Source organism: Pseudomonas sp. B21-041 (genome assembly GCF_024748675.1).
GTDB classification, from domain to species: Bacteria; Pseudomonadota; Gammaproteobacteria; order Pseudomonadales; family Pseudomonadaceae; genus Aquipseudomonas; species Aquipseudomonas neuropathica.
The window spans coordinates 6,302,700-6,327,502 of the sequence record NZ_CP087175.1 but is presented as its reverse complement, the minus strand read 5'-3'; the positions used below and the strand labels follow the sequence as shown (position 1 = coordinate 6,327,502).

The following is a 24,803-nucleotide window of genomic DNA, read 5'->3' as shown; positions in this document are numbered from 1 at the left end:
AAAAAGAGGTTGTTTTTAACGGAATGGTGCGTATTAAATAGTTATAAGAACGACTCTGATAGTGAGTTATTTTCATAAGCATATGAGTGAAAAGCATATGGGCGCAGGCAGCACGATTATTCTCGATGGCGGCATGGGCCGTGAGTTGCAGCGCGCGGGTGCGCCATTTCGTCAGCCCGAGTGGTCGGCGCTGGCGTTGAGCGAGGCGCCGCAAGCGGTTGAGGGGGTGCATGGCGCTTATATCGCCAGTGGCGCCAATGTGATTACCACCAACAGTTATGCCGTGGTGCCGTTCCATATTGGCGAAGAGCGCTTCGCCGCTGAAGGGCAGGCGCTGGCCGCGTTGGCCGGTGAGCTGGCGCGACGTGCGGTGCAGGCCTCGGGGAAATCCGTGCGAGTGGCTGGCTCATTGCCGCCGCTGTTTGGCTCCTATCGTCCGGATCTGTTCAACGCCGACCGAGTGACCGAGTTGCTGGCGCCCTTGGTCAATGGCCTGGCCCCGCACGTTGATCTGTGGCTGGCGGAAACCCAAAGCTCGATCATCGAGGCGCGTGCCATTCACGCCGGGTTGCCGAAGGATGGCAAACCGTTCTGGTTGTCGTTCACCTTAAAGGACGAAGACACCGATGAAGTACCGCGCCTGCGCTCTGGTGAGCCAGTCGCCGAGGCGGCTGCGGTGGCGGCTGAGTTGGGCGTCGAGACGTTGTTGTTCAATTGCAGTCAGCCGGAAGTGATCGGTGCCGCGATTGATGCCGCGCGTGACACCTTCGAGCGTTTGGGGGCGAAAATTCACATTGGTGCTTACGCCAATGCGTTTCCGCCGCAGCCAAAAGAAGCTACGGCCAATGACGGACTTGATCCGCTGCGCGATGACCTGGATCCGCCGGGTTACTTGCACTGGGCGATTGACTGGCAGCAGCGCGGTGCGAGCCATTTGGGCGGTTGCTGCGGGATCGGGCCAGAGCACATTGCGGTGCTGGCGCAAAAACTGGAGTAGCCGCAGATCAAAAGATCGCAGCCTGCGGCCACTCCTGCATGGGATTTAAATTCACCGTGTAGGAGCTGCCGCAGGCTGCGATCTTTTGCTTTTCAGATAATCAGGAACGGCACTCGACCAACCCTTTCACCTGCCCGTCGGGCGTCTGATTTTCATCCGACAGCCACCGCTCGAAACCTGCCGCAATTGCCGGCCACTCGCCATCCAGAATCGAGTACCACGCGGTATCTCGATTCTGGCCCTTGACCACCATGTGCTGGCGGAACACGCCTTCGAAGCTGAAACCCAGACGTTCGGCGGCGTATTTCGAGCGGGCGTTGCCGTTGTTGCATTTCCATTCGAGGCGGCGGTAGCCGAGTTCGAAGGAATATTTGGCCAACAGGTACACCGCCTCGGTGCTTCTCGGCGAGCGCTGCATCGGCGCGCCGAAGGTGACGTGGCCGATTTCGATACGGCCCTGGGCCGGGACAATCGACATCAGGCTGAGGATGCCTTGTACCTGACCGCTGGCGCGATCGACGACGCTGAAGAAATACGGGTCGCTGGCGGCCGCGTGGTTGTTCAGCCAAGCGTCGAAAACGCTGCGTTCCGGGAACGGGCCGTAGGGCAAATAATCCCACAGTTTCGGGTCGGCACCGGGGCCTTCGAGTGCGGCGAACAGCTGGTCACCGTGGCGCGCCGGGTCGAGTCTTTCCAGACGAATAAAACGCCCTTCAAGCAAGGTGGCGGTGGGGGCGGCGACGCCTTTCCAGTCAGCGAGTGAAGCGGTCATGCGTGCGTCTCCTTAAAGGGCTTGGCGAAACTGGATGAAGCCCGGGCGTTCGGCGATACGCTCGTAGAGCTGGATCGCGGTGGCGTTGGTTTCGTGGGTCAACCAATGAACCTTGCAGCAGCCGTCAGCCTTGGCGGTGGCGTAGACGTGTTCGATCAACCGGCGGCCGACGCCGGTGCCCCGGATCTGCGGGACCACCAGCAAGTCCTGCAGGTAGCAGGAGTTTTCAATGCTCCAGTTCGAACGATGATAGATGTAATGCACCATGCCTACCGCTTTACCGCCAGCCCAGGCGAGGGCGGCGTGGGTCGATTCGTTCGGGTCGAGAAAACGCTGCCAGGTGCTGTGCGTCACAGCGTCCGGCAGTTCGGTGTTGTAGAAACGCAGGTAGGCCTGCCATAGCGGCAGCCAGGCGGCGTGGTCGTCGGCGCTGACCGGGCGAATGTCGATCTGACTCATGGGGGATTTCCTTAGCGCATCAATCGGGCGAGGGTTTGATCATTGATGTCCGGGCTGGCGGCCAGGCCTTCGCGCACGCCGGCAATGTCTTCGGCGCTGCGGTTCTGGCTGAGCTTGCGCTTGCCTTCGAGACGGTCAATGGGAATGGCGAAACCGACAATCGCCTTGAGCATGCCGTCGATGTAATCGGCGGGCGCGTCGGCGACTGACCACGGTTGGGCGCGGCCGGCCTCATGCCGGTCGGTGAGGGTGCTGACGATGTCGAGCAGGCGTCCGCCATCGCTGAAGGTTTCGGCGTGGCCATAAGCGTGCACGGCGATGTAGTTCCAGGTCGGCACGACTTTGCCGTGTTCAGCTTTGCTCGGGTAAAAGCCCGGGCTGACGTAGGCATCGGCGCCGGCGAAGATCAGCATGGCTTCGGCGCCGTCACGCAGGTCTTTCCACTGTGGGTTGGCGCGGGCCAGGTGCCCGTAGAGCGTGCCGTACTCGCCTTGTTCGCAATGCAGCAGTACCGGCACATGGCTGGCCTGCAAGCCACTTTCGCCATGACTCACCAGAATGGCGAGGCGGGTGGCGAGAATCAGTTCGTGCAGTTGGGACAACTCTTCGATGGCAAAGGCGCGTGGCGTGTACATGGGCAGATTTTCCTTGGCGAATGCCAGCATCCTAGGCAGGCTATTGGTCTGTTGTAAGAGCCATTGATGACCAATTTCATAGGTCCATTGCCATGCCCGATTCGCCGCTGTTATCCATGCCGTTCAACCCTGCCGGGATCGAGCTTGATCGCCGTCAGGGTTTGAGCCGTCAGCTGTATCAGGCTTTGCGCCTGCGCGTACTGGATGGACGGCTGGCGAGTGGCACGCGGTTGCCAGCCAGTCGCGATCTGGCGGCGGCGCTGGGGATTTCGCGTAACAGCGTTGTGCGCGCCTACGATCAACTCTATGCCGAGGGTTTTATTGAAGGGCGAGTGGGGGACGGAACCTACGTCGCACAATTGATGCCAGTAACGGCCTCGGCAAAAAAACTATCCACAAAAGTATCCACAGGGTTTTCAACAGGCTTACCCACAGCCTTATCCACAAATTGGCTGGATTTACCTGTGGTTTCATCCAGTAAAGTTATCCACAGCGGTGGTTTTTCGCGCATTGAAAACAACCATTTGTCCAAGCCACCGAGCGGTCCACCGCGAGCCTTTCGCGTCGGGGTTCCGGCGTTTGATCTGTTCCCATTCGAGGTGTGGGCCAAGCTGAATGCGGCTTTCTGGCGTAAACCGGATCTGGAGCAGTTGTGTTACGGCGACCCGTCAGGCGACGCGCGCCTGCGTGCAATGATCGCTGCCTATTTGCGTAGTTCGCGCGGCATGCAGTGCTCGCCTGAGCAAATTGTGATCACCAGCGGCGCACAGCAAGGCATTAGCCTTTGTGCACAGCTGCTGGTGGAGCCGGGCGATGGTGTGGCGATCGAGAATCCGGGCTACCGCGCGGCCGGTCATGCGTTCGCGGTGGCGGGCGCTCGTTTGCACGGGATTGCCGTGGACGAGGAGGGCATGGACTGCTCGGCGTTGTCGGCCACCGGGGATTGTCGTGTGGCGTATGTGACGCCCTCTCATCAGTACCCGACAGGCGTGGTGATGAGTCTTGCCCGGCGCCTCGAACTGCTCGCCTGGGCCGAGCGCAACCAAGGCTGGATCGTCGAGGACGACTACGATGGCGAATACCGCTACACCGGTGCGCCGCTGGCGCCGTTGGCGGCACTCGATCGACAGGGGCGAGTGCTGTATGTCGGCACTTTCGGCAAAGTTGCCTTTCCGGCATTGCGCCTCGGTTATCTGGTGCTGCCGCCGGCGCTGGTCGATGCCTTCTCGCAACGCCGCGCGGTGGATGTCCGCCATTCCGAGGTCAGTACCCAAGCGGTGATGGCCGAGTTCATGGCGGCCGGGCATTTCCAGCGGCATATCCGGCGCATGCGCCGCGCCGCCCTGAGTCGTCGCAATACCTTGCTCCACGGTTGGCCGACCGCCATTGCCGGTGTTGGAGATTTGCCCGCCGTTTCCGCCGGGCTGCACCTGACGGTGGCCGTAACAAGCATCGAGCGCGAGCAGCAGTTGATTGCGCAGGCAGCAGGCGTTGACGTGGAGATCAACGGCTTGAGCAGTTACTGGCTGCCGGACTCCACTGCACCGCTGGACCAGCGCGCCGGGCTGGTCCTGGGCTTTGCCGCCGTCCCTGAACCTGACATTACAGCGGCACTGAAGCGCTTGCGGCAGGTTTGGCAGGCGTGAAGAACAGATGCTCGGCTGACTGTCGTGAAATCTCGCTGCGATGGATTTCGAGGAGCTGCGAACTGGTGGGATCGCTCGGCTCGTGGGAACCGCCGATGTGTCGTTGCGCGACTGTTTTCATATGACCGGCGGTGAACGAAGCGACGGGAGCGTCGACACTGCTGTAGTGGAAGTGTGCGTAACACAGCACCTTGCCGGTGTGGGCATCGCGTACTTCGTATTCGTCGAGAAAACCCCTTGAGTGGCCTTTGAGCCGGCGACGGGTAATGGTTTTGGAAACCGTTACTTCACCTTTTTCTTTGAGCCACTGCACCCCCGCCGCAGTCGGTGGTTGTTGTTTGACCAGTCCGATGCGAATGCTGGTGCCTTTTTCGTCAAGGGCGTTAGCGGCCTCGTCAAGCTTGTGGCTGATTTCTTCGGTCGGCTTTTTGAAGTCTGCGGTCAGATTACTGGCGGTCAATGCTTCATCAATCGCCGCATTGGCTTCGCGCAAGACAGCGGCATGCTTGTGGTATTCCTCCTCGACCTCGACAGGTATCCGCCGCCCTCGTTTGAGGTGAGCCTCGATACGTTGGTGGAATGCATCCAGGCCGTCGATCAGCGCCTGGCCGGCACGGCTGCTGGCACTCACGGAAGAATGGGCCTTGGGTTGGCGGGTCTTTGCCGTGCGCTGTTCTACCCAGACACCGGGTGACTCTTCCTGGAATGTGGCGATGACACCCGTCAGGGTGGTTCGTACTTCCACCTGGTCGGATTTTTGCCCCTTGATGCGTTTTTTTCGATTGCCGACTACCGTGCCTCTGGATTGGGTTTTGATGATCTGGCGCGTTGATGATCTCGCCTTCGAAGGCCCCGATGTCGGTCCCAGCAAGTGCTTGAAGTGCAGCAACTCGGCCAGTTTTACATCCGTGCGCGCCCTGAACCCGTTTACCCGTTTACGCACATGCTGCAGTCGCTCAGTGTTGATCTGTTCGGGGTAGTCGATGAGCAGATCACCAAAGCGCTGATCGATGGCGGAAAACTGTTCGGCCACATTGCTCAGGACATCGATGCGTTCGCGCAGGTTGTCGAGGCTTTCATCCTCGGTCAGATTCAGCGTGCTCTGGATACTCAACGCGGCGTCTTCGACGAGACTGGCGAGTGCCTGATAGGCATTGGCGACGTCCGCTGTCGTACCGGCCTTGATGCAAATTTCCTGGCCAAGACTGATCTGCAAAAGCTTGAGGTCGTTCAGATCATATTTCGGCAATGCCTTGCGGTAGGTTGGAATAATTTTGACGGCATCTTTTCCCAACAACATCAGTTCGTCAAAACGGCTATTGGCCAACTCTGTTTTTTCAATGATGGCCTGGGTCTGGAGGGTCATTCTTTCAAAGGTCTGAACAAACGCCTGCGCGATGAAACCGGCTTCATCGGCAAGCATTGTCTGCATGGCCTTCAGGTCAGTCTGAAATACGGCGGAATGCAGGTCGAGCCATTCCTGCCCGAGAAACAGCTGCATTTGCAGTCGCTCAATCATGACGGTCCGGTAGTTCGGAATCGGCTCTTTCTGATTCAACGCCTTGATCTGTTCAATATTCGCGCCGTACGCCTTGAGCTGTGCGCCTAGCGTTGCCAGATAGTGCTCGCGTGCCGGTCCTCGTGCTTGCCCGTCCGCATCGTTGAAGGCTTTGTGGTCAGCATCACGCTGAATCTGCTTGGCTTTCATCGTTGCGTCGAACGCACTGATTTCGGCAGTCAGTTGCCTGGCGTCCATTTTGCTCACGTCCTGAACTGCCTCAAGTGCGCTGTCAAGTCCGCCGCCTCGCAGGCGCAAGCGAAGGTCGACCACCCATTGGCCGTTGGCCGTGCGGGTCAGTTGCGGCCCGTTGCGCGGCGGTTGCTGGCGCGAGTCGATGATCTGCACCTCGGCGTGCTCATTGAGCATGACTTCGAACCAGCGCTGGCCGACGGGAGCGAACCGCTGTTGTTGACGGGAATAAAGATGCCTGTGCGTGCCCTCGGTGGCGGCATCGCCGATGCCTTTGGGTTTGGCGATCTGAAAACTGTCGAGCAGCGCTGCGAGTGCGACCGGGGATCGTTTCAGCGCCGTGAAGGGGTTGACCACCATCTCATGCGCAATGGGCAGTGCAGTGCTGGAGACGTCCGGCAACTGCAACGGTTTGCTGACGACGAGTTCGGTGGTGACGGTGGCGGTGGGTTCTTCCTGCGGGATCGACTCGCTGAATGGCTTGTCGCCGACCGCTGCGCGATGGGCGAGCACCATGCCCAAGGCCAGGAGAATGTCGGTGAGGGCTGTCCAGGCAAGCTTGCCGGATTGCTCATTGGCCACGTCGCTGATCTCTTGCAGGTCGTCCATGATCTGCCAGATCCACGCTGCCGTGCCGACGCTGCGCCCGAGGAATGGCAAAGCCGCGTTGAACAGCATCCAGCCGCCGTGTTTGAGCGTTGCCCAGCGTGCTTCTGCATCAGAGACCGATTGCCGATCGGCCTGGGTGATGACAGCCTGCACGTTGCTGTTATGCAGGGTCGCCAGTACATCGTGTTCAATCGTTGCGGTCGCCAGCGCAACGGGGCCGGACATGTCGAGGGCGGTGAAGGGGTTCACCAGCAATTGCGGGATAGTCCAGACTGAAGGCAATCGGGCGGTGAAGACGAACTGGCTGTAGTTGAAGCGCACATCGTCCGGCAACCAGGCCAGGACCGATTCGCGCAGCTCCTGTGAGTGCTGGATCTCGTAAAACAGGTTGGCGTGTGAGGGAAATTGCATCAGTGCCGTTTCGAACAGCGGTCGATAAAGCAGGCACGGCCCTTTGTCCGCCTCGCGCGGGCCGATGACGAACATGTTGTTGACGATATCGGCCTGTGATCGACTGCGATGGGCCACGAACCCCAGCGGGCGAATGACGATTTCATCGCGATCGACATGACGCTCATCGCCGGTGTTTGCCAGCGCGGCAACCACATAGCGGTAACCCTGTTCAGTGATGCCGGTCTTGCCCTGTATTTTGTGCTGCAACGCCAGCAGCGGCAGTTCGATGGGCAACTGGCTGGCATAAAGTGCTTGCAGTGCCGACGCCTGCTCATTGTTGTCAATCAGCAGGTTTTGCAGGTACGCGGGGTAGGTCTGGCCGATATCGACGCTGCTGACCAGTTGTTGCAGGTAGCTTGCGGTCATCCACTCAGGCAACACGCCGCCATCCTTGTAACGTGCGGTTTTGTTGCCGGCTGGCTGCCCCGCGAGGTTCTGCAGCGCGAGTTCAATGAGCGACAGCGTCTTGGTCTGCGTGTTACCCGGCAAGACAAATGTGCCCCAGACCACCAGGCTGGTGATGCTGATCTCGATGTCATCGATCCTCACCTCGCCGGCTTGCGGATGATCCTTGGCTATCTGTTGTTTCAGGGCATCACGGGTGAACGCTTGCAGGCTGATGACTTCGCTTTGAAATGATTTTCCCTTGTTCGTGTGCTGCACCATCGTCAGATCCAGCAGATGCCGGCTGTAACGGGTTTGATCGGCGGGAGAGGCGCTGTCGAGCCATTCTGGCAGCATCGGACGCAGGCGAGCGATATGAGGTTTGAGGCGCGGTGTCGGCTCTCGCGGATTGCCGACAGTCCCGGTGTGCGGATATAGCTCGCTGGAACTCGAACCCTGAAAATAATTGATCGCGCCCAGCGCCTCGGCTTCCAGGGCGACCAGTGTGCAGGCTTGATAGTCGAAGAAATGGCCCTGTGGTTCGACCAGTCGCCATTTCAACCCGGCACCGGAGGCACCTTGCCAATAACGACGCGGCAGGGCTTCGCCGAGTTTTTCCAGCGATTGAAAACTCTCGAAGCCCTGCAGCACCGAGTGGGTCATGATCAACGTGCGCTTGTCGTCGGTGCCGATCAGTACCGCGGTATCGAGCAGGGTCACATGCTTCTGCTCGTCACCCTCGCCGCGGTCAAGATCAATCAGGCAGGCGCGGGTCTTGTATTTGTCGGTGGGCAGTCGCTGGTGTTTGTCCGGGTATTTATAAAGCGCTTCGGCCATGGCGCGCTGGTCGGCATCCCAGCCAGGGTTCGCGTCGACCTTCCACAAATTGCGCAGGGCCTGTGACATCTGCTGCCAGCGCGGCTGCCCTGGGTAGGTGAAATCATCCCAGTAATTGACCTGGTGTTCCTTGTAGGCGATGAACAGCAACGGTGCCAGCTCATTGAGCAGCTTACCGATCGCGCTGATTTTCACCGGCAGCTGGATGGCGGACGGCAGGTCGGGCTGCAAGGTCAGATAATGCTCACCGTCGAGATACGCCACAGTCGTGCCGGAGAGGCCCAGGCGTACCAGGGTGTCGGTCAGCGATTCGATCAGGTGGCGACCCGGGACGACCCGATCATCTTCAATGACCCAGGTCGGTCTTACGACCATGGCCAGCTGCGGGTCGAGATCGAGGTCGGGATACAGCGTCCTGAGCGCGGGGCGCAGCGTTTTCGACGCAACTTCTCGCAGTGAAGGGCCGGTCACCAGTTGAGTCACGACATCGACGGCGCTGGGCGAGGGGATTTCGGGCATGGGCAACTCCTGCTCTGATGGGCGCGCCCAAGGGCGGCGGTTCCGGGCAAGGTAGCGGCGAGCGGCGGCGCACGTGCGGTACATACATATTGCGGGCAAAAAAAGACCCGCCTGGGCGGGTCTGGTGTTTACGGTTGCGACGAGAATCTGGTTATCGTTCGAAGCCTTCCAATACGTTCACCGCGTTGATGCCGATTTCCTCCACCGCGTAACCGCCCTCCATGACGAACAATGTCGGTTTGCCGAGTGCAGCGATGCGCTTGCCCATCGCCAGGTAATCGGGGCTGTCGAGTTTGAACTGCGAAATCGGGTCATCCTTGAAGGTGTCGACGCCGAGCGATACGACAATGACGTCGGCGCCGTAGCGATCGATCTCGTCGCAGGCCTGATCCAGCGCCGCACTCCACACGTCCCAGCCGGAGCCTGCGGGTAGCGGGTAGTTGAAGTTGAAGCCTTCACCGGCACCTTCGCCACGCTCATCGTCGTAGCCGAGGAAAAACGGAAATTCTGCTTCCGGGTGGCCGTGGATCGAGGTGAACAGCACGTCGCTGCGCGCGTAGAAAATCGATTGCGTGCCGTTGCCGTGGTGATAGTCGACGTCGAGGATCGCGACCTTCTTGTGGCCCTGATCGAGGAACGCCTGCGCGGCGATCGCAGCGTTATTGAGGTAGCAATAACCCCCCATCAAGTCGCTGGCAGCGTGGTGTCCCGGTGGCCGGCACAACGCGAAGGCAGCGCGCGCGCCACGCTGGATTTCTGCTTGCGCGGTCAGGGCAACTTGCGCCGCGCTGTACGCCGCTTGCCAGGTGCCGGCGGTGATCGGTGCGCCGCCATCGAAGCTGTAATAGCCGAGCTGGCCGTGCAGGCTGGTCGGTTTGATTGCACGCAGAGTGCGCGCCGGCCAGGTGTAGGGCAGCAGATCGCCGTCGGTATTGAATTCAGTCCAGCGCGGCCACGCGCCTTTGAAAAAGTCGAGGTAGTCACGGCTGTGGATGCGGGCGATCGGCTCCAGACCGAAATCCTTCGGCGCCTCGACCGGGCCGAGGTTCTGGTTTTTAACGCGCTGCAGCACATGGTCGGCGCGCGACGGCATCTCGAAGCACGGCTTCAGTTGGCCATCGATGAGTTCGCAGCGGCCATGGTGCAGGTGGTGATCGTCCGAGTAGATCGTCAGCATTTGTTGTTCTCCGCAGGGCTGATTCGGTTGCTCCCAGTGTTGCGGCGCGAGGTGAATCGGAAAACGGCAGGAAAGGCCAAAAGGGGATGGATATGGCCAAAAACACTGACCGCAATTCGCCCCTCAGGCCCGGAATTGGCTCGGCGCCACGCCGCTCCAGCGCACGAAGGCGTGACGAAAGCTCGCAGTCTCACTGAAGCCAAGGGTCTCGGCGATGCGGTAGATCGGCAACTGATCCTCACACAACATCTGCTTGGCTCGCTCGAAGCGCAGTTCATCGAGCAATTCCTGATAGCTGCAGCCCATGTCCTTGAGATGCCGGCGCAGAGTGCGTGGCGAGCACTTCATCTGTTGCGCCAGGCCTTCCAGCCCCGGCGCGGCGTTCAGTTGGGCGCTGAGCAACTGGCGGATGCGCCCGAGCCACGCTTGGCGTCCGGTGAACTCAAGGTTCTGCTTGCGGCAGCGTTCGGCCATGGCTTGATGGGTGATGACATCGGCCAGCGGCAGCGGTTGATCGAGCCAGTGACGGTCGAAGGCGAAGGCATTGTCCTTGGCGGCGAAGTGCAGCGGGCTGTCGAAGTGCTCGGCATAACTGTCACGGTAATCCGGTGCGGCGTGTTCGAAGCGCGTGGCGAGCAAGGGCAGCGGATGCCCGAGCAGGTCATCACAAATGACTTTCAGCGACACCAGGCAGAACTCGGCATTGAACACCGCCATCGCCGGGCTCTCGCGATAATCGGCCGCGACGAACCAGACGCGTTCGCCATCGTCTTCCAGACTCAATTCGAAAAGTGTTCCCAACAGCGCCGGATAGCGAATCGCCAGACGTAAAGCGTCACCGAAGGTGGCACAGGTCAGCAAGGCATAGCCAAGGATGCCGTAGCAGGAAACGTGCATGCGCCGGCCCAGCTCCAGGCCGATGTCGTGCTTAAGCGCGACTGCATTGGCGCAGACCTGCATCTCCTGATTGGTGGTGATGCGCGTGTCGGCCCGGCTGAGATCCGCCGCACTGATGCCGCTGCCGGCCAGCAACGCTTCGCTCGACAGGCCTTCGGCTTTGAAGGTGTTGAGGATTAGCGAGACGGCGTTGAGGGTGGTGAGGTGGGAGTGCAGCATAAGATCTTCCAGCCTGAGGATGGCTGGAACGCAGCAAATTGCATGCCGCAGCAGCCCCTCACCCCAACCCTCTCCCAAAGGTAGAGGGGGCCGATTGGGGGATATTGGCGAGATGCACCGAGGTGATACATCTCTGCCGAATCCACAATCGACGCGATTTATCAGGTCGACGGACAGCGAAAAACAACTCGGTCAGTTCCCTCTCCCTTCGGGAGAGGGCTAGGGTGAGGGCCGATCCTGAGTCGTGCTCAGAGCAGCTCACCACACAGATCCAGTTCGATCAGCCGACGCACTTCTTGAGTTTCCAGCCCCGCACCGAGCACCCCATGCAACTTGCCGAACGCCGCCTCACGAGTCATGCCACCACCGGACAACACGCCTACACCGCGCAATCGACTGCCAGCCTCGTAAACATCCAACTCAACGCCGCCTTCATGGCATTGCGTGACCGCCACAACGACTACGCCGTTATCCCGCGCACGGCCAAGGCTTGCCAGAAACTCAGGGTTGTCGCTCGGCCCTGTACCGCTGCCGTAGCACTCCAGCACCAGACCCTGAATGCCGCTGGCGAGCAGACCATCAAGGACTTCGGCGCTGATGCCGGGGAACAGTGGCAGCACGGCAACCTTGGCCAGTTGCTTCGGTTGGTTGTAGTTCAACGACGCTGGAATCGAAGGCGCTTTTACGCCGCCGCCCTGACGCTCAAGTCGTTTGAACGGATGACGGCCGAAGCTGCGCACCTTCGCGCAACGGGTTGGCGCCAGTAGCTCACCGTGGAAGTACAGATGCACACCGGGCGCCAGGCCTTGGCCGAGGGCGACCAGTGCGCCGCCGAGGTTTTCCCAGGCATCGCTGTCGGTAACACCGGCCGGCAGCATGGAGCCGGTGAAACACACGCGAGCATTCAGCCCCAGTAACTGGAAGCTCATCGCCGCCGCACTGTAAGCCAGGGTGTCGGTGCCGTGCAGGATCAGCACGCTGTCGCAACCTTGCACATCCACGGCATCGACCACCGCTTCACGCAGTTGCTGCCAATAGGCCGGGGTCATGTTGGCGCTGTCGATCAGCGGCGACATTTCCCGGAAGCGCCACTGCGGCACAACGAGCTCAGGCTGACTGTGCAGGTAGTCGCGCATCCGCGCTTCGAAACCGGACGCCGGGGCCAGGCCATTGGCGCTGGCCTGCATGCCGATGGTGCCACCGGTGTAGAGCACCATGACGTGTTGGGCGGCGGGGTAGGAATTGGCAATCATCTGAGGGTCTCCACAAGAGATGACATTGTAGGAGTGAGCCTGCTCGCGATAGCGGTTCATCATTCAACATTGATGTTGGCTGAAAGACAGCTATCGCGAGCAGGCTCACTCCTACAAGTTATTGCATCACAATAACTGACGGGCGCAGAGGATGCGCCCGTCATTCACCTGTCAGCGTTGCGCTGCAGGTACGCCTTGCGGCTCGGCTTCGGTCTTGTCGGCAGCGGCAGACGGGTTGGTCGGCCAGGCCTTCAGGTCGAGATCCAGATCGGTAAATTTGCTTGAGTCGAACACGGGCTGTTTAACGCCGGCACGGCGCTGCTCGTCGTAGTCGCGCATTACGCGCATGCCGACCTTGAACAGCATGGCCAAGGCCACCAGGTTGACGAAGGCCAGACAGGTCATGGTGATGTCGGCGAAGGCGAACACGGTCGACAGGTCCTGCATCGAACCCCATACCACCAGCGCCAGCACCAGGCCGCGGAAAATCATCAGCGCGGCGCGGTTGCGGGTGAGGAACTGCAGGCTGTTTTCGCCCAGGTAGTAGTTGTAGAGGATGCAAGTGAAGACGAACAGCGACAACGCGACGCTGACGAACATGCGACCCCAGTCACCGACCACAGCGGCCAGCGAGTTCTGGGTCAGGACGATGCCGTCACCTTCGAAGCCCGGGGTGTAGAAGCCCGACAGCAGAATCAGCAGCGCGGTGCAGGTGCAAATCACGAAGGTGTCGAGGAACACGCTGAAGGCCTGAACCACGCCCTGGGCGCCCGGGTGCTTCACGGCAGCCACAGCGGCGACGTTCGGCGCACTGCCCAGGCCCGCTTCGTTGGCGAACACGCCACGCTTCACGCCCATGACAATGGCGCTGCCGAGCAGGCCACCAAAGGCCGGGTCGAGGCCGAAGGCGCTCTTGAAGATGGTTTCCAGCATGGCTGGTACGTGTTCGATCTGGGTACCGATCACGTACAGGGTCACGCCGATATAGGCCAGGGTCTTGATCGGTACGAGCAGGTCGGACACCGAGGCAATGCGCTTGATGCCGCCGATGAAGGTGATGGCGAGCAACACTGCCAGGACGATACCGGTGTGTTGTGGGTTGAATTCAAAGGCGTTCTGCAGCGAGTGAGTCACGGTGTAGGACTGCAGGCCAATGAAGGCAAAGCCGTAGGTGACCAGCAGCAGGACCGAGAACACCACCGCCATGCCTTTGAGTTTCAGGCCGTGCTGGATGTAGTAAGCCGGACCGCCACGGTACAGGCCGTCGCCATCGGCGCGCTTGTAGACTTGGGCCAGGGTGCATTCGAAGAAGCTGCTGGACATGCCGACCAGTGCGGTCACCCACATCCAGAAGACCGCACCTGGACCACCCAGGGTCACGGCGATGCCGACACCGGCGATGTTGCCTGCACCGACACGGCCGGCAAGGCTGAGCATCAGGGCCTGGAACGAGCTGAGTTGCCCGGCGCTGCCTTTGAGGCTGTCGCGGAACACCGCGAACATGTGGAAGAAGTGCCGCAATTGAACGAAACGCGAGCGAATCGTGAAGTAGCTACCGAGCCCGACAATGAGCACGATCAGTACTTTCCCTGAGAGGAAGTCGTTGATGACTTCGAGCATGGATTTTTCCTCGCTGTTTTTTGTGTGAGCAAATGCTGGATGGTAGAAATATCGTGTTACACCGGTGTGTGCGCGGCACGACAGGTGAGGCGATGGTTTCGTCCCGGATCCATTTCGCGGGTTTGTTATTAGTTCGGGTTTCGCATGGGTTATGGCCTCGTTACCGACGACCGCTCACGCGAAGAGGGGCGGCACTATACCGATCAGTGACGCGCCCGTCTGCACGGTAGTGGTGCAAGCGACGAAACGAAGCTGTGAAACACCCGGCGTTACCGGCGCCGGGCTTGTGCAGGAACTGCTCTGTGTGGGAGCGAGCCGGCTCGCGAAAGCGGTATTGCAGACACATTGCTTTTGAATGTGCCGCCGTCTTCGCGAGCAGGCTCGCTCCCACATTGTTCAGTCCCCAGACATACGGGTCTCAGGGTCAGAAAGTTAAAAAAAAGGGCTTGGGGACAAATCCCCAAGCCCTCAAAAGGTGAGAGGTGTCTAGTCCCTCGACCTGGTGAGCGGTGCTACAAATTACGCGTCGGCTCAGGCTTTAAGCGGAACCAGACGCGGAGCAATCATGTTTTCCGGGCGCAGGATGTCGGCGAGCATGGCTTCGTCGAGCAGACCTTCTTCGCGTACCAGTTCCAGTACGCCGCGGCCGCTTTCAAGCGCGAGGCCGGCGATACGGGTGGCGTTTTTGTAGCCGATGTACGGGTTCAGTGCGGTGACCAGACCGATCGAGTGCTCGACCAGTTCGCGGCAGCGCGCTTCGTTGGCGGTGATGCCGACGATGCAGTGCTCGCGCAGCATGTCCATGGCGCGTTGCAGCAGACGGATCGAGTCGAAGATCTTGAAGGCGATCAGCGGCTCCATCACGTTCAGCTGCAGTTGGCCGCCTTCGGCTGCCATGGTCAGCGCCAGGTCGTTACCGATGACTTGGAACGCCACCTGGTTAACGGCTTCCGGGATCACCGGGTTGACCTTGCCGGGCATGATCGAGCTGCCTGGTTGACGCGCTGGCAGGTTGATTTCGTTGATGCCGGTGCGTGGGCCGCTGGACAGCAGGCGCAGGTCGTTGCAGATCTTCGACAGCTTGACTGCGGTGCGCTTGAGCATGCCGGAGAACAGCACGAAGGCGCCCATGTCGGAAGTCGCTTCGATCAGGTCGGCCGCCGGCACTACCGGTTGACCGCTGATCAGGGCCAGACGCTGTACCGCCAGCGCTTGATAACGCGGGTCGGCGTTGATGCCGGTACCGATCGCGGTGCCGCCCAGGTTCACTTCAGTCAGCAGTTCCGGGGCCAGCGACTTCAGACGCGCCAGGTCTTCGCCCATGGTGGTGGCGAACGCGCGGAATTCCTGGCCGAGGGTCATCGGCACGGCGTCTTGCAGCTGGGTACGGCCCATTTTCAGGACGTGATCGAATTCTTTGCCCTTGGCCGCGAACGCCTGAATCAGGCTGTCGAGGCTGGCCAGCAGGGTGTCGTGACCGAGCAGCAGACCCAGGCGGATCGCCGTTGGGTAGGCGTCGTTGGTCGACTGCGCCATGTTGACGTCGTCGTTCGGGTGCAGGTACTGGTACTCGCCTTTCTGGTGACCCATTGCTTCGAGCGCAATGTTGGCGATCACTTCGTTGGCGTTCATGTTGGTGGAAGTACCGGCGCCACCTTGAATCATGTCGACCACGAACTCTTCGTGGAAATCACCGCGGATCAATCGGGCACAGGCTTCGCTGATGGCAGCGTGCTTGGCTTCGCTCAGGTGACCCAACTCGCGGTTGGCGTCAGCGGCGGCCTGTTTGACCATCGCCAGGCCGACAACCAGTTTCGGGTAATGCGAAATCGGAACGCCGGAGAGACGGAAGTTGTTCACCGCTCGCAGGGTCTGGATGCCGTAATACGCTTGAGCCGGTACTTCGAGGGCGCCAAGCAGGTCGTTTTCTGTGCGGAAAGATGCAGCGGAGGACATGATAGAAATCATCTCGATATGGACCCGGTCTGTGCCGGAACGCTGCGAATGCTAGGCTTGTGGGAAATTTTGGGCCAATGCTGTTCAGCACTGCCCTATGCACATTCGGCATAATGCCCGTGTGACGCCGCGTGCGCGGCAGACGTGTGACCTGTTTTGGTGCGTGTCCTGGAGGACGTGATGAATCTGGAAAGCAAATGGCTCGAGGACTTCAGTGCTCTGGCCGCCACCCGCAGCTTTTCGCAGGCGGCCGAACGGCGCTTCGTTACCCAGCCGGCGTTCAGCCGACGGATTCGCAGTCTGGAGGCTGCGCTGGGGCTGACCTTGGTCAATCGCTCGCGTACGCCGGTTGAACTGACGGCGGCGGGGCAGTTGTTTCTGGTGACCGCGCGCACCGTGGTCGAACAGCTCGGTGAAGTGCTGCGCCATCTGCATCATCTGGAAGGCGGGCAGGGCGAAGTGATGCAGGTCGCTGCCGCTCACTCCTTGGCGCTGGGTTTCTTCCCGCGCTGGATCGCTCAGTTGCGTAATGAAGGGCTGAACATCGCCACCCGATTGGTTGCAACCAACGTCGGCGATGCGGTGCATGCGTTGCGCGAAGGTGGCTGTGATTTGATGCTGGCGTTCTACGATCCGGATGCGGCAATGCAGATGGACCCGGAGATTTTCCCTTCATTGCATTTGGGCCAGACGGAAATGCTCCCTGTGTGTGCGGCGGATGCCGAGGGCAAGCCGTTGTTCGATCTGGAAGGAGATGCGAGCGTGCCGTTGCTGGCGTATAGCGCCGGTGCGTTTCTCGGACGTTCGGTGAATGGTTTGCTGCGTCAGCGTCAGCTGCGTTTCACCACCATTTATGAAACCGCGATGGCGGACAGCCTGAAAAGCATGGCGCTGGAAGGGCTGGGCATTGCCTGGGTACCGCAACTGAGCGTGCGCGCGGAACTGGCGCGTGGTGAGTTGGTGGTCTGCGGCGGCCCGCAATGGCATGTGCCGCTGGAAATTCGCCTGTATCGCTGCGCACTGGTGCGCAAAGCCAACGTGCGCCTGCTTTGGCGAAAACTAGAAGGCGGCGCCGCACAAGGTACGACCGTAACCTGAGGTTGATGAAAAACCCTGTGGGAGCTGGCTTGCCAGCGATGGCGGTGGGTCAGACACCGACTCTGTTTGCTGATGCGACGCCATCGCTGGCAAGCCAGCTCCCACAGGGATCGTGTGATGTCTATGCTCTGACCTTCAGGTCAATAAAACCGGGCCTTTCGCTCATTTGACAGATGGTCGTTTCGGGGGCTGTTTATTGCTTTCTTTGCGGTATACTGCGCGGCCTTCGGCCGGCACGTCCGGCCATTTTTCGTACAATCAAGCCACGCAACCTGCGTGGCTTGTTGTTTTATGACGCGCCTGCGGGCGCTCCAGAGAGAAGAGGCGCGACGATGAGTGCACTGGTTGGCGTGATCATGGGCTCCAAGTCCGATTGGTCCACCCTTAGCCACACCGCCGATATGCTGGAAAAGCTCGGCATCCCGTACGAGGTCAAAGTGGTCTCTGCCCACCGCACCCCGGATCTGCTGTTCCAGTACGCCGAAGAGGCTGAAGGTCGTGGCATCGAGGTGATCATCGCCGGTGCCGGTGGCGCAGCCCACTTGCCAGGCATGTGTGCGGCCAAGACCCACCTGCCGGTGCTGGGTGTGCCGGTGCAGTCGGCCATGCTCTCGGGCGTTGACTCGCTGCTGTCGATCGTGCAGATGCCAGCGGGCATTCCGGTCGCCACCCTGGCCATCGGCAAGGCCGGCGCGATCAACGCTGCCCTGCTCTCGGCGAGCATCCTCGGCGCCAAGCATCCACAGTTCCACGCGGTACTGAAAACCTTCCGTGCCGAGCAGACAGACAGCGTCCTGGACAATCCAGACCCACGTATTGCCTGAGGTTGTTGAGATGAAGATCGGTGTAATCGGTGGCGGCCAGTTGGGTCGCATGTTGGCTCTGGCGGGTACGCCGCTGGGCATGAACTTCGCTTTTCTCGACCCTGCGCCGGACGCTTGTGCCGCTGCGCTGGGCGAACACCTGCGGGCCGATTACGGCGATCAGGATCATCTGCGCCAACTCGCCGATGAAGTCGATCTGGTGACCTTCGAGTTCGAAAGCGTCCCGGCCGAAACCGTGGCATTCCTCTCGCAATTCGTTCCGGTCTACCCGAGCGCCGAAGCCCTGCGCATCGCGCGCGACCGCTGGTTCGAAAAGAGCATGTTCAAGGATCTGGGCATCCCGACGCCGGCCTTCGCCGACATTCAATCGCAAGCCGATCTGGATGCCGCCGTCGCTTCGATCGGTCTGCCGGCCGTGCTGAAAACCCGCACCCTGGGTTATGACGGCAAGGGCCAGAAAGTCCTGCGCAAGCCGGAAGACGTGGTTGGCACCTTCGCCGAACTGGGCAGCGTGTCCTGCCTGCTGGAAGGCTTCGTGCCGTTCACCGGTGAAGTCTCGCTGATCGCCGTGCGTGCCCGCGATGGTGAAACGAAGTTCTATCCGCTGGTGCACAACACCCACGACAGCGGCATCCTCAAGCTGTCGGTGGCCAGTACCGATCACCCATTGCAGGCGCTGGCCGAAGACTACTCGAGCCGCGTGCTCAAGCAACTCGACTACGTCGGCGTCATGGCGTTCGAGTTCTTTGAAGTCGACGGTGGCCTCAAGGCCAACGAAATCGCCCCGCGCGTGCACAACTCCGGGCACTGGACCACTGAAGGCGCCGAGTGCAGTCAGTTCGAAAACCATCTGCGCGCCGTTGCCGGCCTGCCGCTGGGTTCGACGGCCAAAGTCGGCGAGAGCGCGATGCTTAACTTCATCGGTGTTGTACCGCCGGTTGAGAAAGTCATCGCTATCGAAGACTGCCATCTGCATCACTACGGCAAGGCCTTCAAGGCCGGGCGCAAGGTCGGTCACGCCAATCTGCGTTGCGCCGACATGGCTACGCTGCAGGCGCAGATCGTCAAGGTCGAAGCGCTGATCGCCGAGTAACGACAGTTTCATTTGGCAGCGGCGGAACCATTCAGGGGCCGCCGTTCTCTGATTGCAGGATGCCAAAGTCTGACTAGGCTTCGCATATCTACTATTCAGAGGGAAATGCCATGGGAATTATCGGAACCATCTTTATCGGCTTGATCGTCGGCCTGTTGGCGCGGTTCCTGAAACCGGGCGATGACAGCATGGGCTGGATCATGACCATCCTGCTCGGTATCGGCGGTTCGCTGGCAGCCACCTACGGCGGCCAGGCTCTGGGCATCTATCACGCAGGCGAGGGCGCAGGTTTCATCGGCGCACTGGTCGGCGCTATCGTGTTGCTGGTGATCTACGGCCTGATCAAAAAGAACTGATCCAAAGCGACAAAGCCCTCTCTGCCAAAGTGGCCGGGAGGGCTAGAATGCTCGGCGATTTACTGTTCTTTCCTTTCTATACCGAGCACCTTCATGCGCCGTCTTCTGTTGACTCTCCTTTTCCTGGGCAGCGGTTTGGCCCACGCCGGCGAACTGCCGGAAACCGACTGGCTCGAATTGATGCCCAAGTCGGACCAAAAGGCCCTCGAGGCCATGCCTGAAATCGACCACAACTCCCCGGAAGCCACCGGTACCTTCACTGAGAAGGGCGGGATGAAGCAGGCCAAAGGTCTGCCGGCGGTGATGTATTCGACCAAAACCGTGGCGTCGATGAACGACAAGCACATCCGCATCGGTGGTTACCCGGTGCCGCTGGAATCCGACGCCAAGGGTCGCAGCACGCTGTTCTTCCTCGTGCCGTATCCGGGCGCATGTATCCACGTGCCGCCACCGCCGCCGAATCAACTGGTGCTGGTGCGTTATCCGAAAGGCTTGAAGCTGGATGATATCTACACACCGCTGTGGGTGACCGGCACGCTGAAGGTCGAGAAGGTCAGCAATGATCTGGCCGATGCGGCGTATGCGCTGGAAGCCGACAAGGTGCGGGTGGTGCAGGAATCTGATCTCTAACAATCACCACGAAGCAACTGTGGGAGCGAGCCTGCTCGCGAAAGCGGTGTATCAGACATTTGAATGTTGACTGATACAACGCCTTCGCGAGCAGGCTCGCTCCCACATTTTGTATTGCGGTGCTGGTTAGAGCGGTTTGCTGGCGACGCTGACGCCCATGGTATGGCTCGCCCCCGGCGCCAGCGTGACGATGTCATCCATCACATTCGCCGTCTCAATGCACAGCATGCGCTGCCAGCCATCGTTATCCATGTCGGCCAGCGCGGCGGCGCGGTCGATCCACGGGTTCCAGATCACCGCCGTGCGTGAGCCGGTAGCCGTCAGCACAATGCGTCGTTCCCAGGCCAGGTCGATGATGCTCAGTTGTGGTGGAGCATCGAGATAGATGCGGTCGGTTTCACCGGCAAAATGCAGGTCGCCTTGCTGACTGTGGGTTTTCCAGTCGTCCAGCGTCTCGATGTAATTCAAACCATCCACGCCATCGACATGCACATTGCGCACGTCACTGACCGCGAAGTAAGTGTGCAGCGCCTGGCTCAGGCTGACGCTGTCACTGCCACGGTTATGGCTGGTCAGGCTGAAACTCAGTTGCTCGGACAAATGCAGGGTCAGGGTCAGATCGACCTGATGCGGCCAGCCCGGCAGGCCACCTTCGGGGTAAGGCAGCTTGAATTCGACCTTGACGCCGTCAGCCTCTGATTCGATGCCGCCCAACTCCCAATCCATCGCCCGCACCAGACCGTGCGCGGGTGCCGGTTGCTCACCGGTATACATGGCCTGCACGCTCTGCGGGTTGCGCTCGAACTTGCCGAACCACGGCCAGCACACCGGTACACCGGCGCGGATGCTTTTGCCGGTCTTGAACTCGGCCTTGTCGTTGAGCCAGATGATCGGCGGCTGGCCATCGATCTGATAACTGAGGATGTGCGCGCCTTGCTGGGCCACCAGCACTTCGGCCTGACCGTGGCGGATGCGCCAGCAGTTCAGTTCATCCAGTTTCACGGCTTCAACGTTGGGCGTGTTCATGGGACAGCTCTCGATCAGTAACAAGGACAACTATCGACCGTAAAACGGCCACGATGTTTAACGCGCGCGTGGTGGAACCGAGCGAGTGCGGCCGCTGCCGTCGATGGCGACGAAGACGAAGACCGCTTCGGTGACTTTACGCCACTCGCTGGACAACGGGTCGTCGCTCCACACTTCGACCATCATCTGGATCGAGCTGCGGCCGATTTCCAGGGTCTGGGTATAAAAGGACAATTGCGCGCCGACAGCCACAGGCACAAGGAACGCCATGCGGTCGATGGCGACGGTGGCGACGCGTCCGCCAGCGACACGGCTGGCCATTGCGGTGCCGGCCAAATCCATCTGTGCTACCAGCCAACCGCCGAAAATATCGCCAAAGCCGTTGGTTTCGCGAGGGAGTGCGGTGATTTGCAGGGCCAGGTCGCCTTGCGGGATTGGATCTTCTTGTTCGAGCTCTATCATGCCGGGGGTGCCTCTGACCCGTGACTCTTCGTTGGTATTGCTGGTGGTAGCCGTCTTCGGGAAAAACGATTCAGCACCGAACATACTACGTTCGTCACGTTTTCCATCAGGCGCCTAAGGAGAAACTCTGCGAAACCGGCTAATCCCGAGCAAAGGCCGGGCCAACGACGTTTTCGCACAGCAACCCCCTACAAACCGGAGCAGGTTGCGAGTATATCGGTCGGTAGACTCCACGACGACCATCCGGTTCTGATTTTGACCGTCAAATACGCACCTCTATGTGCTTTTTCGAACAATTTGCTATGGTGCCGAACCTGCCCAAGCCACCGCCAGCGTTGTTGTGGCGGCAGATCCGACTATAAGAGAAGCCCTTGCCATGACCACAGCGCCTTCGAGCCTCGCGCAGCCCGAGCAACCCGCACGACCGTTGACCCGCAATGACTACAAGACTCTATCGCTGTCCGCCCTTGGCGGCGCGCTGGAATTCTACGATTTCATCATCTTCGTCTTCTTCGCCACTGTGGTCGGCAAGCTGTTCTTCCCCGCCGACATGCCCGAGTGGCTGCGCCTGATGCAGACCTTCGGCATTTTCGCCGCCGGCTATCTGGCGCGACCGCTGGGCGGCATCGTCATGGCGCACTTCGGCGACCTGCTGGGGCGCAAGAAGATGTTCACCCTGAGCATTTTCATGATGGCCGTGCCGACCCTGATCATGGGTCTGCTGCCAACCTACGCGCAGATCGGCCTGTGGGCGCCAATCCTTCTTCTATTGATGCGGGTGATTCAAGGCGCGGCAATTGGCGGTGAAGTGCCGGGCGCGTGGGTCTTCGTTTCCGAACACGTACCGCAAAAGCACATGGGTTACGCCTGTGGCACCCTCACCAGCGGCCTGACCGCCGGCATTTTGCTCGGCTCGCTGGTCGCCACCGCGATCAACAGCATTTATACGCCTGTCGAGGTTGCCGATTACGCGTGGCGGATCCCGTTCCTGCTCGGTGGCGTGTTCGGCCTGTTCTCGGTCTACCTGCGTCGCTGGCTGCACGAAACCCCGGTGTTCGCCGAACTGCAATTGCGCAAGGCGCTGGCCGAAGAAGTGCCGCTGCGCGCGGTGCTGCGTGATCATCGCGGCGCGATTGCGATTTCAATGCTGCTGACCTGGTTGCTGTCGGCCGGCATCGTTGTGGTGATCCTGATGACCCCGACCGTGCTGCAAACGGTCTATCACTTCACGCCGACCGAGTCGTTGCAATCGAACAGTCTGGCGATTGTGTTCCTGAGCATCGGCTGCATCATTTCCGGTGCACTGGCGGATCGCTTTGGTGCCGGTCGCGTGTTTGTGTTTGGCTGCCTGGGCTTGCTGATCAGCTCGTGGACCTTCTATCACAGCCTTGCCGATCACCCGAACTGGTTGTTCCCGCTGTACGCGTTGACCGGTTTTCTGGTCGGCACCATCGGTGCGGTGCCATATGTGATGGTTAAAGCGTTTCCACCGGTGGTGCGTTTCAGCGGGTTGTCGTTCTCGTACAACGTGGCTTATGCGATTTTCGGTGGGTTGACGCCGATGGTGGTGAGTCTGCTGCTGAAAGAAAGCGCGATGGGCCCGGCCTACTACGTGGCAGTGCTGTGTGCGATGGGGATTCTGGTCGGGGCGTGGCTCTGGAAGAAAGGGCGCTGATTTTCTCTCCCGCCTGATCGTTCCCACGCTCCGCGTGGGAATGCATCCTGTGACGCTCCGCGTCACCTCTCAAATGCGGACGCAGAGCGTCCATGGCGGCGTTCCCACGCAGAGCGTGGGAACGATCTGTCGCGACATGCTGGCCTTTCATCCAATTGTCATATTTCAGCCATAGAGTGTTCACACGGCCTGCTGATACTTGGCCCCGACTTAACACACCCTATCTGCTAGGAGTAAGGCATGAAACTGAAGCGTTTGATGGCGGCAATGACTTTTGTCGCTGCTGGCGTTGCGACTGCCAACGCGTTCGCCGCTGTTGACCCTGCTATCCCGAGCTACACCAAGACCACTGGTGTGTCGGGCAACCTGTCCAGCGTCGGCTCCGATACCCTGGCCAACCTCATGACCCTGTGGGCTGAGAACTACAAAAAAGAATACCCGAACGTAAACATCCAGATTCAGGCCGCTGGCTCCGCCACTGCGCCACCTGCGCTGACTGAAGGCACCTCCAACCTGGGCCCGATGAGCCGCAAGATGAAGGACACCGAACTGGCGGCCTTCGAGCAGAAGTACGGCTACAAGCCAACCGCTATCCCGGTTGCCGTGGACGCCCTGGCTGTGTTCGTGCACAAGGACAACCCGATCCAGCACCTGACCATGGAACAGGTTGATGCGATCTTCTCGTCCACCCGTCTGTGCGGCGCCAAAGCCGACGTGAAAACCTGGGGTGACCTGGGCGTGACCGGCGACCTGGCCAACAAGCCAGTACAACTGTTCGGTCGTAACTCGGTATCCGGCACCTATGGCTACTTCAAAGAAGAAGCCCTGTGCAAAGGCGACTACAAACCAAACGTCAACGAACAACCAGGTTCGGCGTCGGTGGTGCAGTCGATCAGCTCCTCGCTGAACGGCATCGGTTACTCGGGTATCGGTTACAAGACCGCCAGCGTGAAAACCGTGCCATTGGCCAAGAAAGGCAGCACTGACTTCATCGAAGACACCGAAGAAAACGCCCTGAACGGCAAGTACCCGCTGTCGCGTTTCCTCTACGTTTACGTCAACAAAGCCCCGAACAAGCCTCTGGCTCCGCTGGAAGCTGAGTTCGTGAAGCTGGTGCTGTCGAAACAGGGCCAGGAAGTTGTGGTGAAAGACGGTTACATCCCGTTGCCAGCCAAGGTTGCTGCAAAAGCACTGGCTGACCTGGGTCTGCAGGAAGGCGGCGCTGTCGCAAAGAAGTAACAAATTGAGTCCAGGGTGAACCCCACCGGACTCAGGTAAAAGGCCGGACCTGCGCGCAGGCCGGCCTTTTACACACCTCAAATTTTTGATCCTCTGCCAGTCCCGCTGGCGGTGGATTTGCTGCGTCACTGCATTGTCATCTTTCTGTCATACAGGATCGCTAGGGTGAGCGCATGAATGATCTGGCCAATTCCCAAATGACTACTAATCCTCCCAA

General features: G+C 60.1%; 20 protein-coding genes. 9 read left to right on the top strand and 11 right to left on the bottom strand.

Features of this window, described 5'->3' with window-relative positions:
- Positions 1-97 precede the first annotated feature (97 nt).
- Complete coding sequence (locus tag LOY43_RS28310; protein ID WP_258709005.1) at positions 98-997, top strand: homocysteine S-methyltransferase family protein; 900 nt, start codon at positions 98-100, stop codon at positions 995-997.
- Positions 998-1,097: 100 nt separating this feature from the next.
- On the opposite strand, the gene LOY43_RS28305 is transcribed toward LOY43_RS28310, so the two are convergent.
- Genes LOY43_RS28305 through LOY43_RS28295 form a run of 3 tightly spaced genes read right to left on the bottom strand, consistent with a single transcriptional unit; the run spans position 1,098 to position 2,863 of the window.
- Positions 1,098-1,769 carry a GNAT family N-acetyltransferase gene (locus LOY43_RS28305; RefSeq protein WP_095125053.1) on the bottom strand — a complete coding sequence of 224 codons (672 nt, stop codon included), beginning with the start codon at positions 1,767-1,769 and terminating at the stop codon, positions 1,098-1,100.
- 12 nt (positions 1,770-1,781) lie between these two features.
- Positions 1,782-2,228 carry a GNAT family N-acetyltransferase gene (locus LOY43_RS28300; RefSeq protein WP_258709004.1) on the bottom strand — a complete coding sequence of 149 codons (447 nt, stop codon included), beginning with the start codon at positions 2,226-2,228 and terminating at the stop codon, positions 1,782-1,784.
- An 11-nt stretch (positions 2,229-2,239) separates the two neighbouring features.
- Positions 2,240-2,863, bottom strand: coding sequence for an FMN-binding negative transcriptional regulator (locus LOY43_RS28295; protein ID WP_093429613.1), 624 nt, complete (start codon positions 2,861-2,863; stop codon positions 2,240-2,242).
- Positions 2,864-2,955: 92 nt separating this feature from the next.
- Between LOY43_RS28295 and LOY43_RS28290 the strand changes: the two genes are divergently transcribed.
- The gene (locus LOY43_RS28290) at positions 2,956-4,509 is read left to right on the top strand and encodes a PLP-dependent aminotransferase family protein (protein WP_220557194.1); all 1,554 of its coding nucleotides are present in this window, start codon (positions 2,956-2,958) and stop codon (positions 4,507-4,509) included.
- Here LOY43_RS28290 and LOY43_RS28285 read toward each other — a convergent pair.
- The 6 genes from LOY43_RS28285 to aspA form a co-directional block, all read right to left on the bottom strand.
- The gene (locus tag LOY43_RS28285; RefSeq protein ID WP_258709003.1) at positions 4,466-9,061 is read right to left on the bottom strand and encodes a dermonecrotic toxin domain-containing protein; all 4,596 of its coding nucleotides are present in this window, start codon (positions 9,059-9,061) and stop codon (positions 4,466-4,468) included. The genes LOY43_RS28290 and LOY43_RS28285 overlap by 44 nt on opposite strands.
- A 151-nt stretch (positions 9,062-9,212) precedes the next feature.
- On the bottom strand, positions 9,213-10,238 hold the full coding sequence (locus tag LOY43_RS28280) for a histone deacetylase family protein (protein ID WP_095049634.1): 1,026 nt from the start codon (positions 10,236-10,238) through the stop codon (positions 9,213-9,215).
- A gap of 123 nt (positions 10,239-10,361) precedes the next feature.
- On the bottom strand, positions 10,362-11,354 hold the full coding sequence (locus LOY43_RS28275) for an AraC family transcriptional regulator (RefSeq protein WP_095125050.1): 993 nt from the start codon (positions 11,352-11,354) through the stop codon (positions 10,362-10,364).
- A gap of 248 nt (positions 11,355-11,602) precedes the next feature.
- Positions 11,603-12,607 (bottom strand): asparaginase, encoded by a 1,005-nt coding sequence (locus LOY43_RS28270; protein WP_095049636.1) that lies wholly within the window; start codon positions 12,605-12,607, stop codon positions 11,603-11,605.
- A gap of 171 nt (positions 12,608-12,778) precedes the next feature.
- On the bottom strand, positions 12,779-14,227 hold the full coding sequence (locus tag LOY43_RS28265; RefSeq protein WP_095049637.1) for a sodium:alanine symporter family protein: 1,449 nt from the start codon (positions 14,225-14,227) through the stop codon (positions 12,779-12,781).
- A gap of 531 nt (positions 14,228-14,758) precedes the next feature.
- Positions 14,759-16,183 (bottom strand): aspartate ammonia-lyase, encoded by a 1,425-nt coding sequence (gene aspA, locus LOY43_RS28260; RefSeq protein ID WP_095049638.1) that lies wholly within the window; start codon positions 16,181-16,183, stop codon positions 14,759-14,761.
- Positions 16,184-16,363: 180 nt separating this feature from the next.
- On the opposite strand from aspA, the gene LOY43_RS28255 reads away from it, so the two are divergent.
- The 5 genes from LOY43_RS28255 (at position 16,364) to LOY43_RS28235 (ending at position 20,184) form a co-directional block, all read left to right on the top strand.
- The gene (locus tag LOY43_RS28255; RefSeq protein WP_095049639.1) at positions 16,364-17,281 is read left to right on the top strand and encodes a LysR substrate-binding domain-containing protein; all 918 of its coding nucleotides are present in this window, start codon (positions 16,364-16,366) and stop codon (positions 17,279-17,281) included.
- Between the two features lie 332 nt (positions 17,282-17,613).
- Positions 17,614-18,105 carry a 5-(carboxyamino)imidazole ribonucleotide mutase gene (gene purE, locus LOY43_RS28250; protein WP_007954291.1) on the top strand — a complete coding sequence of 164 codons (492 nt, stop codon included), beginning with the start codon at positions 17,614-17,616 and terminating at the stop codon, positions 18,103-18,105.
- A 10-nt stretch (positions 18,106-18,115) separates the two neighbouring features.
- A complete protein-coding gene (locus LOY43_RS28245; RefSeq protein WP_007920221.1) occupies positions 18,116-19,198 on the top strand; it encodes a 5-(carboxyamino)imidazole ribonucleotide synthase in 1,083 nt (360 codons plus the stop codon).
- Between the two features lie 110 nt (positions 19,199-19,308).
- Positions 19,309-19,554: a GlsB/YeaQ/YmgE family stress response membrane protein gene (locus LOY43_RS28240; RefSeq protein WP_007920223.1), complete on the top strand. Its 246-nt coding sequence runs from the start codon at positions 19,309-19,311 to the stop codon at positions 19,552-19,554.
- Positions 19,555-19,647: 93 nt separating this feature from the next.
- Positions 19,648-20,184 carry a DUF3299 domain-containing protein gene (locus LOY43_RS28235; RefSeq protein ID WP_007920225.1) on the top strand — a complete coding sequence of 179 codons (537 nt, stop codon included), beginning with the start codon at positions 19,648-19,650 and terminating at the stop codon, positions 20,182-20,184.
- A gap of 126 nt (positions 20,185-20,310) precedes the next feature.
- On the opposite strand, the gene LOY43_RS28230 is transcribed toward LOY43_RS28235, so the two are convergent.
- Together LOY43_RS28230 and LOY43_RS28225 are read right to left on the bottom strand one after the other, a co-directional pair.
- Positions 20,311-21,210, bottom strand: coding sequence for a D-hexose-6-phosphate mutarotase (locus LOY43_RS28230; protein WP_095049640.1), 900 nt, complete (start codon positions 21,208-21,210; stop codon positions 20,311-20,313).
- Positions 21,211-21,267: 57 nt separating this feature from the next.
- Positions 21,268-21,672, bottom strand: a complete 405-nt coding sequence (locus tag LOY43_RS28225) for an acyl-CoA thioesterase (protein ID WP_003229628.1) — start codon at positions 21,670-21,672, stop codon at positions 21,268-21,270.
- 376 nt (positions 21,673-22,048) lie between these two features.
- On the opposite strand from LOY43_RS28225, the gene LOY43_RS28220 reads away from it, so the two are divergent.
- Both LOY43_RS28220 and LOY43_RS28215 read left to right on the top strand, forming a co-directional pair.
- Positions 22,049-23,347, top strand: a complete 1,299-nt coding sequence (locus tag LOY43_RS28220; RefSeq protein ID WP_095049641.1) for an MFS transporter — start codon at positions 22,049-22,051, stop codon at positions 23,345-23,347.
- 240 nt (positions 23,348-23,587) lie between these two features.
- Positions 23,588-24,586 carry a phosphate ABC transporter substrate-binding protein PstS gene (locus LOY43_RS28215; RefSeq protein WP_038359380.1) on the top strand — a complete coding sequence of 333 codons (999 nt, stop codon included), beginning with the start codon at positions 23,588-23,590 and terminating at the stop codon, positions 24,584-24,586.
- Positions 24,587-24,803: the final 217 nt, after the last annotated feature.

What these genes read in the sequence shown, in the direction of transcription:
- LOY43_RS28310 (WP_258709005.1), top strand. Translation starts at nt 98, where the DNA reads ATGGGCGCAGGCAGCACGATTATTCTCGATGGCGGCATGGGCCGTGAG.
- LOY43_RS28305 (WP_095125053.1), bottom strand. Translation starts at nt 1,769, where the DNA reads ATGACCGCTTCACTCGCTGACTGGAAAGGCGTCGCCGCCCCCACCGCC.
- LOY43_RS28300 (WP_258709004.1), bottom strand. Translation starts at nt 2,228, where the DNA reads ATGAGTCAGATCGACATTCGCCCGGTCAGCGCCGACGACCACGCCGCC.
- LOY43_RS28295 (WP_093429613.1), bottom strand. Translation starts at nt 2,863, where the DNA reads ATGTACACGCCACGCGCCTTTGCCATCGAAGAGTTGTCCCAACTGCAC.
- LOY43_RS28290 (WP_220557194.1), top strand. Translation starts at nt 2,956, where the DNA reads ATGCCCGATTCGCCGCTGTTATCCATGCCGTTCAACCCTGCCGGGATC.
- LOY43_RS28285 (WP_258709003.1), bottom strand. Translation starts at nt 9,061, where the DNA reads ATGCCCGAAATCCCCTCGCCCAGCGCCGTCGATGTCGTGACTCAACTG.
- LOY43_RS28280 (WP_095049634.1), bottom strand. Translation starts at nt 10,238, where the DNA reads ATGCTGACGATCTACTCGGACGATCACCACCTGCACCATGGCCGCTGC.
- LOY43_RS28275 (WP_095125050.1), bottom strand. Translation starts at nt 11,354, where the DNA reads ATGCTGCACTCCCACCTCACCACCCTCAACGCCGTCTCGCTAATCCTC.
- LOY43_RS28270 (WP_095049636.1), bottom strand. Translation starts at nt 12,607, where the DNA reads ATGATTGCCAATTCCTACCCCGCCGCCCAACACGTCATGGTGCTCTAC.
- LOY43_RS28265 (WP_095049637.1), bottom strand. Translation starts at nt 14,227, where the DNA reads ATGCTCGAAGTCATCAACGACTTCCTCTCAGGGAAAGTACTGATCGTG.
- aspA (WP_095049638.1), bottom strand. Translation starts at nt 16,183, where the DNA reads ATGTCCTCCGCTGCATCTTTCCGCACAGAAAACGACCTGCTTGGCGCC.
- LOY43_RS28255 (WP_095049639.1), top strand. Translation starts at nt 16,364, where the DNA reads ATGAATCTGGAAAGCAAATGGCTCGAGGACTTCAGTGCTCTGGCCGCC.
- purE (WP_007954291.1), top strand. Translation starts at nt 17,614, where the DNA reads ATGAGTGCACTGGTTGGCGTGATCATGGGCTCCAAGTCCGATTGGTCC.
- LOY43_RS28245 (WP_007920221.1), top strand. Translation starts at nt 18,116, where the DNA reads ATGAAGATCGGTGTAATCGGTGGCGGCCAGTTGGGTCGCATGTTGGCT.
- LOY43_RS28240 (WP_007920223.1), top strand. Translation starts at nt 19,309, where the DNA reads ATGGGAATTATCGGAACCATCTTTATCGGCTTGATCGTCGGCCTGTTG.
- LOY43_RS28235 (WP_007920225.1), top strand. Translation starts at nt 19,648, where the DNA reads ATGCGCCGTCTTCTGTTGACTCTCCTTTTCCTGGGCAGCGGTTTGGCC.
- LOY43_RS28230 (WP_095049640.1), bottom strand. Translation starts at nt 21,210, where the DNA reads ATGAACACGCCCAACGTTGAAGCCGTGAAACTGGATGAACTGAACTGC.
- LOY43_RS28225 (WP_003229628.1), bottom strand. Translation starts at nt 21,672, where the DNA reads ATGATAGAGCTCGAACAAGAAGATCCAATCCCGCAAGGCGACCTGGCC.
- LOY43_RS28220 (WP_095049641.1), top strand. Translation starts at nt 22,049, where the DNA reads ATGACCACAGCGCCTTCGAGCCTCGCGCAGCCCGAGCAACCCGCACGA.
- LOY43_RS28215 (WP_038359380.1), top strand. Translation starts at nt 23,588, where the DNA reads ATGAAACTGAAGCGTTTGATGGCGGCAATGACTTTTGTCGCTGCTGGC.